The 8,746-nt window shown below is 55.9% G+C and carries 9 protein-coding genes and 2 pseudogenes; all 11 read right to left on the bottom strand.

The genetic code is table 11. The features are described 5' to 3' along the window. Nucleotides 1–196: 196 nt before the first annotated feature. Nucleotides 197–1,489: pseudogene (locus H6A34_RS12535) on the bottom strand (YWFCY domain-containing protein); the annotation flags it as partial. A gap of 67 nt (nucleotides 1,490–1,556) precedes the next feature. Beyond that, on the bottom strand, nucleotides 1,557–2,030 hold the full coding sequence (locus H6A34_RS12530; protein WP_205105795.1) for a hypothetical protein: 474 nt from the start codon (nucleotides 2,028–2,030) through the stop codon (nucleotides 1,557–1,559). Nucleotides 2,031–2,033: 3 nt separating this feature from the next. Next, nucleotides 2,034–2,918: a conjugative transposon protein TraN gene (traN, locus tag H6A34_RS12525; RefSeq protein WP_205105794.1), complete on the bottom strand. Its 885-nt coding sequence runs from the start codon at nucleotides 2,916–2,918 to the stop codon at nucleotides 2,034–2,036. Between the two features lie 21 nt (nucleotides 2,919–2,939). Further along, nucleotides 2,940–4,130: a conjugative transposon protein TraM gene (locus H6A34_RS12520; RefSeq protein WP_205105793.1), complete on the bottom strand. Its 1,191-nt coding sequence runs from the start codon at nucleotides 4,128–4,130 to the stop codon at nucleotides 2,940–2,942. Continuing rightward, nucleotides 4,123–4,614: a hypothetical protein gene (locus tag H6A34_RS12515; protein ID WP_205105792.1), complete on the bottom strand. Its 492-nt coding sequence runs from the start codon at nucleotides 4,612–4,614 to the stop codon at nucleotides 4,123–4,125. Before H6A34_RS12515 ends, H6A34_RS12520 begins: the two co-directional genes overlap by 8 nt. 137 nt (nucleotides 4,615–4,751) lie before the next feature. Next, the gene (traK, locus tag H6A34_RS12510; protein ID WP_205105791.1) at nucleotides 4,752–5,348 is read right to left on the bottom strand and encodes a conjugative transposon protein TraK; all 597 of its coding nucleotides are present in this window, start codon (nucleotides 5,346–5,348) and stop codon (nucleotides 4,752–4,754) included. 48 nt (nucleotides 5,349–5,396) lie between these two features. Further along, complete coding sequence (locus H6A34_RS12505) at nucleotides 5,397–6,524, bottom strand: TraJ family protein (RefSeq protein ID WP_205105790.1); 1,128 nt, start codon at nucleotides 6,522–6,524, stop codon at nucleotides 5,397–5,399. 26 nt (nucleotides 6,525–6,550) lie between these two features. Beyond that, complete coding sequence (locus H6A34_RS12500) at nucleotides 6,551–7,237, bottom strand: DUF5045 domain-containing protein (protein ID WP_205105789.1); 687 nt, start codon at nucleotides 7,235–7,237, stop codon at nucleotides 6,551–6,553. 78 nt (nucleotides 7,238–7,315) lie between these two features. Beyond that, complete coding sequence (locus H6A34_RS12495) at nucleotides 7,316–7,999, bottom strand: hypothetical protein (protein WP_205105788.1); 684 nt, start codon at nucleotides 7,997–7,999, stop codon at nucleotides 7,316–7,318. A 45-nt stretch (nucleotides 8,000–8,044) separates the two neighbouring features. Then, nucleotides 8,045–8,512: pseudogene (locus tag H6A34_RS12490) on the bottom strand (hypothetical protein); the annotation flags it as partial. Between the two features lie 9 nt (nucleotides 8,513–8,521). Beyond that, nucleotides 8,522–8,746: transposase (locus H6A34_RS12485; protein WP_205104226.1), on the bottom strand; the 225-nt coding region annotated here is incomplete at its 5' end.

Genomic DNA, 8,746 nt, shown 5'->3' with positions numbered 1-8,746 from the left:
TCGTTTATCCATTTGTATAGATTTTATTATCACCCCCGTTACACCAGGACTCGGGCACTCAAATCTACACAAAAAAAATCTATAACAATAGGTGAACTAAGTGGTCAATACTATTTTGGCCAGAAGGGTCAATCATATTGTAGCCAAAGGGGACAGTCCTGCTTGGCCAAAAGGGTCAAAGTCGCGTGGCTTTTCCATCCGGCTCCACCTCGTTGCCCTTTTCATCCTCGTACCAGCAACGGTCGATAGATATGAGCTTGCCTGACCTGTCCTTGTAACGGAAGCCCTCCAGCTCCACGAACATCCTGTCCTCGTCCGTTGACACGTCGTTGCCTTTCTCGTCCACGAAGTCCAGCACCACGTTTCCTTTCTCATCTATGGCGTTGAAGTCGTCCCAGTTCCTGATGACGATTTCCAGCTTTTTTCCCTCGTGCAGGATAAAGCGCTTTAGTTTCTTGCCGTCCTTGAAGCCCACGGGGTGGAAGTTGACGAAGAAGTAGATGATGGCCGCGAGGAAGTTCTCCGCAGAGTTGGTGAAGAACGCCTCCGAGCCGCCTTTCTTGTCGCCGCCTCCCTTGTTGAGCGAGGCAAGGAGCGTGGCCGCCGTCTCCGAAGCCGCCGCGAGGTCGGGTATGTACTTGCGCTGTATGGGGTTGATGCGGTTGGAGTATTCCACGTCGGTGAAGTTCACCGTCCTGAAGCCGCAGTTCGGCGGCAGTTTCCCTGCCTTGCGGTTCTTGCAGAACTGGTAGAAGAGCGTCCTGGCGAGTGCCGGGTACTTGAAGTCGTACACCATCATGGCGAAGCCCTTGGCCGAGTGCTGCCGGATGAACGGGTCTATGACGCCGAAGGACTTTCCCGAGCCGGGCGTACCGAGGACGATAGTGCCGCGGAACGGGTTGATGATGTTTATCCAGCCACGGTGCATACGCTTCTTCCAGTAGTAAATCATGGGGATGTTGACCGAATACTCGTTGGCGACAAGGTTCTCCGACTGCTGGAAGGACTCGTTCTCGAAGTTGAAACGGTCCTCGCCGACCTTGTTGTTGTAATACTTGGCGATGCCGTCCAGCCCCTGGTGTACGAGCATCGTGCCCACGACCGAGCAGACGGCGTACAATATCCTGCCCGCAGGGAAACCGAACCAGCTCACGCCGAAGTCCATCCCGTGGAAGACGAAGCACAGCCCGACCAGCGTCAGCCCCGACAGCACCGGATAGACGACCATCGTGCGGACGTTGAACTTCAACGCCTTTTTCGCCTTCGTCCCGATGCAGACGATGCAGATGCACACTAATTCCGCCACCTTGCAACCCGACACGGTGTTGAACACCTTGAAACGCCCCAGCAGTTCGAGGATGAGCTGCGTGACGCGGTTGTCCGCCGTAACCGGCAGGTTCATCACGATTTCTATAATCAGGAAGATGTATATGCAACTGCGGAAGTAGTTGTACATCTGCTGTTGCTCCCTTGTCTCTTCAAAAGCCATACACTTGGAATTAAAAATTAAAAGTTAAAAATTAAAAATGAGGAATTGCCTCATACAGGGAACGCCATTAGAAGGGTATCTTCACCCCAAGCAGCAGGCCGTTACGGAACGTGTCGCCGTGCAGGAAGTTCACGTTGTTCTTCTGTATGACGGAGAACTCCCAGCCGTTCAGGAACACGTAGCTGTACTCGAAGCCGGCCTCCAGCCCGATGAAGAAGTCTTGTCTTGCGGCACCCAGCTGCGGGCCGAAGCGGAAGCGCAGCATCCCGTTCTTGTAGCGTGCGAGGCGGTGCTTGTACACCAGCCCGGCATTCCACCAGTAGCCGTCCCAGAAGCGGTGGCATACGGGTTTTTGCCAGTGGTTTCCGGCCTCGCCGTACAGCTCCACGGCATTGCTGTAGGTGAGCGGATGCTCGTAGCCTATAATTGCATTCAGCGAGGAGGGGAACTGGAAGCCCGCGCTCACCGTGAGCTTTCCCTGTGAATACGCGGACACGCAGAATGCCACGCACATCATCATTGTAAGGAGGATTTTCTTCATGGCTCAATGGTTTATGTTTATGTAGTAATGGTGAAACGGATAGGCGGACTTGCTTTCCAGCACGTCCGCACCGAAGCCGTCGGCGTTGAGGATGTCCTCGTACTCTATGGTCAGCGTGACGGTGCGGCCGCTTATCTGGCTCTCGGAGATTTCAAGCCGTAGGACTTTCTCTTCGGGGAAGGTCAGCTTGGGCAGCACCAGCACGTTGCGGTAGTCTTTCCTGAATTTCCTCGCCGAGTTGAGCGAGAACACCGGAGTCAGCTCGATGGTCTGCGAGTTGGTGGCCTTGGTCTCCTTCTTGTCCTCCAACTTCACACGCACCTCCTCGATGTCGTAGGGGATTTTCGTCCTGTTACGCAGCGAGTAGTCGATGAAGAAGTAGTCGCCGACGGAATAGATGTTGTTGACGGTCGCCCTTATACCATGGGCGTTTGACACAATCTGGTGGAACTTCCTCTTGCTGCCGTACACCGCCCAGGCGTAACGGGCCATTTCCGACACGGGCATGGAGACGCCAGGATTTACGTAGGATTCCGTGTCGCTGTAAGGCACATGGAAGATGGAGGCCGCCGAGCCCGGCTCCCGTGTATATACGATGTCGTACTGTGCGATGTGGCGTTCCCCGATGAGTGTCACCGTGCCCAGCAGCTCGTTTTCCTTGTAGTCCGCCTGTACGGAGTCGTTTGGCATGGACGGCTTGATGCGGACGATGTTGTCGGTGCATTGGTTCCCCATAATCCTGTCCGTGGAGATGTCAACCAGCTTTATGTTTTCCGGCATGACGATGTGCGTGGTCACTCCGTTGTTGACGAGTATTCTCTCCTTTGCCGGGGCGCTGCTGAAAATGCAGGCGGCAAATAATGTGGTAAAAAAAGTTCTTGCTTTCATATCTGTTTTCTTTATTCTTTTTCACCTCGCGTCATCGGAATTGATGAGATAGACGATGGTGTTGTACTTGATTTTCGCCTTGTTCCTGCGCATATTGGAGGACAGTGCGGACGTGGCTGAGTTGTACATGTTCTGCAACGCCTGGAGGGCGATGGCCTCGCCGGATATGCCCGAGCCGTAGCCTCCGTCCGATTCGATGTTGATGTCCTGCTGCACCACGCTGGATCCGGCATCCTTCACGAAGTCGCGGAACTCCGAATCCGGGACGTAGAACCCCTCCATGCCGTCGTTGTCGAAGACGGAGAGGTTGACCTTGATGAACCTGCCGCCCGTGAGTATGCTCGTGACCGCCGCACGGACGCGCTGCCCTCCGAAGCCGGTCACCGTTCCGTACAGGTAGGTGCCTTTGGCTATCCTCACGCCGCTTACCGTCACGTCGTCGAGGAGCTTGAAGCGCAGGCGCGTGCTCTCGCGTGCTTTCGTTGTCCGGTCAATCATGGCGCGGATGAGCGTGGCGTTCACCGCCGCGTCTTCCGCCCTGACGGTGTTGAACTTCCCAGCGTTTGCCTCCGGCGACTTGACGACGAGGTTCGGCCTGTTCCTTTCTTTCTCCTCCCGTCTTGCCTTCGCAATGGAGTCGGCCCGCTGCCGTTTCGCTTTCTCTTCCTCTTCAGGGCTTCCGAAGCCCAGCCCTTGCTCGATGGCCTTCTGCCGCTCGTAGCTGCGCCGCTGTATCTCCTCCAGGTCGCGGGCGAACTCCTCCTGGGCGGATGCGCCGCGTCCGGGCGCGCCGTCCCCGTAGGCATAGGAATTGATGTGACGCCTTGACTCCGCAAGGGAGCGTTCCAGCTCCTCCAGTTCCTGCTGCTGGCGGTTGCGCTCGGCTTCCGCCGCATCGATGCGGTCCAGTTCTTCCTCGGTGTACCCGTGTCCTATTCTCTCCGTGTCCGCCTCTTCCTCCCCGATGCCGGATACGGCTGTGAAGGCGTCCTCGTCGCCGAAGCGTCGCGACATCTCGTACATCTTGTCCCCGGCTTCCCCGGCATTCGCCTCCGGCAGCTCCATGTTGATGCGGTCTGTCGCCACCGCCTCCCCGTTTTCCGTGCTTCCGCCGCCGAAAGTCTGCATGACGAAGTAAACCAGCGCGCACAGCGGTATGAAGATGACGGCCGGGAAAATGTATTTTGGTTGTTTGAAATTTACCTTAATCATGTTTTCCGCTGTCTTTTATGAATTTCACGATGTTCTCAAGCTGCCTGTACCTCTCCACGATGTTCACCGAGTCGCCGTGCGACTTTACCGGTATGGCTATCATCGAGTCGAGTTCCCGGCGGATTTCCTGCCCCTTGGCGGTCAGCTCCTCCAGTGTCCGCCTGTGGATGTCCTTGTTCACCTGTATGGTGCGGAAGCCGCTGAATACCGGCTGCATGTCGGCAATCATACCCGTCTTGGGAATGTCCGGCTCCTTTTTTCCTCCATCAACGGCGACGTTCAGTACAAATACGGCAGCCAGTACGCCCACGGTGCAGGCGGCCGTCCGCTTCGGATGTTTCGCCGCCCACGAGTTGGCCAGCCTTATCCTTGCGGCAAGGCGGTATTTCGTGCCGACGGCCTGTATTCTCGGCCTGAGCCAGGCACGCATCATGTCGTGGGCTTTCAGGCGGCTTTCACGTAATGTCTTCTTCAAAGATTTCATATTTTTGGGTTTTACGGTTATATGGTTTTACGGTTAGCAGGTCTATTACGGCTTTATGGTTGTGAGGTGTTATGCCCTTTGGATCTTACGTCCAATCCGTATTACCTTACAACCTCCTGACCGCATAACCTGAAAAGTCAATAGTCCAGGTCCTTATTCTCGATGGTTCTCCAGTTGGTGATCAGAAGCCCGTGCGGGTTGTTCCGCGTCCTGGGCACGTTCTCGATGTTGCCCGTGGTGACTATCGAACGTTTCAGGTCGCGCGTGCGCCGCTTGATGAGCTGCGTGCCGTAGTAGGTGAACTTCCGTTCGTGCTCGTCGAAATTGATGGAGTCGCACATGATGGTGCATACCGCCGACGAGGAGATGATGTCGGAGTAGAAGCCGTTTTCGTCCATCGCCTGCTTCTGCTTCAATGCCGTGCCGTCCGCCATGTACATGGCCTTGCCGAGCGTCCACTTGATGTAGTCGTTGTCCGGCGGCAGGTTGAAGAAGTACTGATGGAAGAGCTGGATGTGCGCCTCCGCCTCCATGATGAAGTTCGCCTCCAATTTCGCGCGCTCGGCGAGGAACGGTATGTCCCCGTCGAGGACGTATATCTGCTGCCTTTCCTTGTTCACGAGTGAGACGCAGCACCACACGGTGAACCCGCAGATGAGCGCGCATCCGCCTACTACCGCCCAGACCGTCATCATGGCGAGCTTCGTTTTTTGAGCCAGTGATTCTATAAGCATATCCTTATCTGCATTTTTATGTTATATCTTTGATTTTAATCCGGTTGCCTATCTCCTGACGGACTTCACCACGGAACCCGCACCGCTCACGACGGAGCCGGCTGCGCTTCCTACGGCAGAGCCAGCGGCGGTCGTGATGCCCATCGCCGTCGAACCCGCCACGGAACCCGTACCTGAGCTTACGCCGCCCGGTATCAGCCATGAGGCCACTTCCGGCACGAAGCGTATGATGTAAGCGCCCACGAGCATTCCCATGGCGTACATGCAGTTCGAGCCGATACCCTGCAGGCCGAGCGCGCCTATCTGCGACCACGAGTTGACGGAGCCGTGCAGCAGGTGGTCGTAGGCCACGAGGTCCTGCTGGAGGTTGTACAGCAGGATGAAGTCGATGTAGTATAGGCACATGTAGGTCACGAAGCCCCACAGCGAGAGGGAGAGGTATTTCGACGTCCACTGGCTCCACGCCGAACTCCACGGCGGGGCGAGGGAAAGCGCAAACATGACCGGGCAGAATATCGTCATGATGGCCAGGAATATCCTCTGTGCCACGAGCATCCCGTAATACGACATCTGGAAGATAAGCTCGCCAACGAACCGGATGATGTCGTTCACCCACTCGCTGACTTTCGTCTCGGCGGCGACTGTGGCGCGCTGGGCGTAGTTGTTGATGGTGTTGCCTAAGTTCTCCACGTTGTATATGAGCTTGTCCCACCAGGAGGCGTCCTCGCCGATGGCGGCCACCTGCTTTGCCGCCGATATGGAGTCCTGCACGGCCCTGAGGCGTTCGAGGTACTCCCCCTGTTTCTGCGCCACCTTCAGCTCGAAGGTGGCAACCTCCTTGTTCTTGGACTGCGCCATCGCCTTTGTTGCGGATTCCAGTCCCTTGCCGGGCACCTGCAGGGCGGAGCATATCCACGACGAGGAGGAGATGCAGATGGAGATGCCGACGATGCGGAGCAGCTTCATCACGTCCATGCCGCGCCGTCCGAGCATCATCATCCAGCACTCGTAGGAACCCACGCATAGGGCGAGCAGCAGCCCTATGACCTTGGCCAGCCCCACGGCGTCGCCCAGCACGGCCACGTTGGGGAACGTCTCCATCGCGACGAGCAGCTTGTCAAGGCTCTCGTCGATGGCCGGAAGGCCGATGGTCAGCAATGTCGATAAAAGTGTCATGTCCTTTACTTGTTGTTTTTTTCAGTTCAATAATGTGTGGCTGCGACGGCGCACAAGTGCGCCGTCCTGCTAACGAGCACGCCCATCTCGGTTTTCGCGTCCTCGTAAGCCTGCTGCCGCTTCGCGTTCTCCAGTCCGTAGCCTATGCCTGTCTTGTGTATGTAGGCGATGCCCTCACAAAGCACCTCGTTCCGGCGGCTTAGCTCGTCCACCTGCCGTTTCAGCTTGCCGCCGCTCTTCGTCATACAGTAGAGCAGCCCGTCAGAGATGCAGGCCTGCATACGGTCGAACTCGTCCCGGTAGGAGGCATACGTAAGGTCGACAGACCGGTCCGCCTCGCGCAGGAGTTCCTCCTTGTAGAGTTCCTCGATGCGCACGCGCTCCTGTTCCGCCTTCTCGGCCTTCTGCCGTTGCGTCTCCTCGGCGGTGACGCGTACCGGCATGATGCACTTTACGTTGGAGTCCTCCTCCTTGAAGCGGACGCGGAAACCGGACTTGAAGCCCGCCCATTTCCAGTACATCTCCGCGCCGGAATATCCGTTGTGCAGGAAATAGTAGTACCAGTCGGGGGCGAAGTCCCAGGGGCCGTTCTCCATCGACTTCCATTGCTTTTCTTTCTCGCTGTCGTGCGTCGTGCCTTGTGCGGACAGTCCTGACGGTAGTCCGGCACAGGCGGCGCAGAGTATGGCGGCAATAAACGTCTTGTTTTTCATATCTTTGTTTTTATAATAAGAGGGAAAGGAAGGAATGATAAGCAACAAATCTTATCTATCCCTTTTTCCGCTCGTCCGTTAAACATTGTTCCATTTGTCAATCACTTTTTCCGCTATCGCGTCTTTCACTTCTGAGTTCAGTATCTCCCAGATGTAGTCGGGCTTCCAGCCGCAGTCCGTGACGAGGTAGCAGTACAGGTTCGCGTTGTCGATGATGTAGCGTGCCCTGTCGATGGTGGCCTTCAACGTCATCACGAGGTCGAGCTTCTCGTCCATGGAGGCCTTCATCAGGTTGATGCCGGAGGCGGCCACCGAGGCGTAAAGGGTGTAGCAGTGCTTTATCTCCCTCGATATGGCCACGTTGGCGTCCGCATAGTACCATGCCACGAAAGGCTTTTTACTGACGTTCGAGAACGTGTTTGCCGTGAAGTCCTTGTATTCTTTTACTAACTGGTAAAGGGAGTTGGCGGTGGACGATATGGCCCCGGCAAGCACGATGTACGAATAGGCGTTGTTCATCTTCGTGTCGAGCGCGGTGCGCACGTCGTTGAACTTCTCCGCGCCCTTCGTGATGAGCGACTGCTCGCCGAAACTTGCCGCCACACGCTGGAGGGCCTGGTCCTCGTCCTTCTTCACCGCCTTGTGCAGGGCTATCAGCGCCTCTATCGTAGGAAGGTCTTTCGGAATGATGAAGGCCGACGTCCTGACCGGCAGGAAAATGGCCAGCGCGAGAGCCGCACATACCATGACTGTCCGTTTCATAAACTTAATCTTTTTTTGCCGTTGCCTATACCTTATATTATATGTTCACACTGATGCCAGTCCTTTCCAGTCGAGCACGAGGCTTTCGACACGGGTGCGCATCGTCACCACGTTTGCCCAGCCTTCCGGGTCTATGGCAAAGAAGAGGTCGTTAAGCGTGGAGTACTGTGCCATCGCCTGCATTCCCTCCACCTTGTACCTTATCCTCATCAGGTCGGTGTAGATGGTGTTGGCCACCGTCAGGCGTTCGTTCCGGTCGAGGAAATTGTAGCCGTCGCCCCCGGTCTCCGCTGTGGCCTGTCCCTTCAGCGGGTTCTCCACCTTTGCGTTGCACACGATGTTCACGAAGTCAGCCACTAATTGTTGTGTTTCCGCGACAAGGTTCCCAAGCTCGTTAAGGCACAGGAGCTTGTTGGAAAATTTCGCCTTGCCCACGGTGCTGACGAGTTCGGGCACGCCCGTAATGATGTCGAGGGCGCAAGCGCCTATTTCCTTGTAATACGTGAGTTCGGTATAATAATCTTATGCAATAAGCCTGCTTTTATCAATGATGTCAATATTGAGTGACGGTTTCTTAGGAAGCAGGTTGTATGCGATAAGCCCTGCAATCAGGTTGGAAACAAAACCGTCAATGCTGCGGTGCCTGGTATGTTCAATGTAGCATACATTCTTGAGTTCGTCGTTGACGGTTTCAATGAGCGCCCTTTTCCGCAGCAGGATTTTGTCGTGCAGGTCCATGAGCGAGTT

The organism is Marseilla massiliensis (assembly GCF_016899855.1).
In the GTDB taxonomy this organism is placed as follows: domain Bacteria; phylum Bacteroidota; class Bacteroidia; order Bacteroidales; family Bacteroidaceae; genus Prevotella.
The sequence above is the reverse complement of the archived record's forward strand: the minus strand, read 5'-3'. Positions and strand labels throughout refer to the sequence as shown.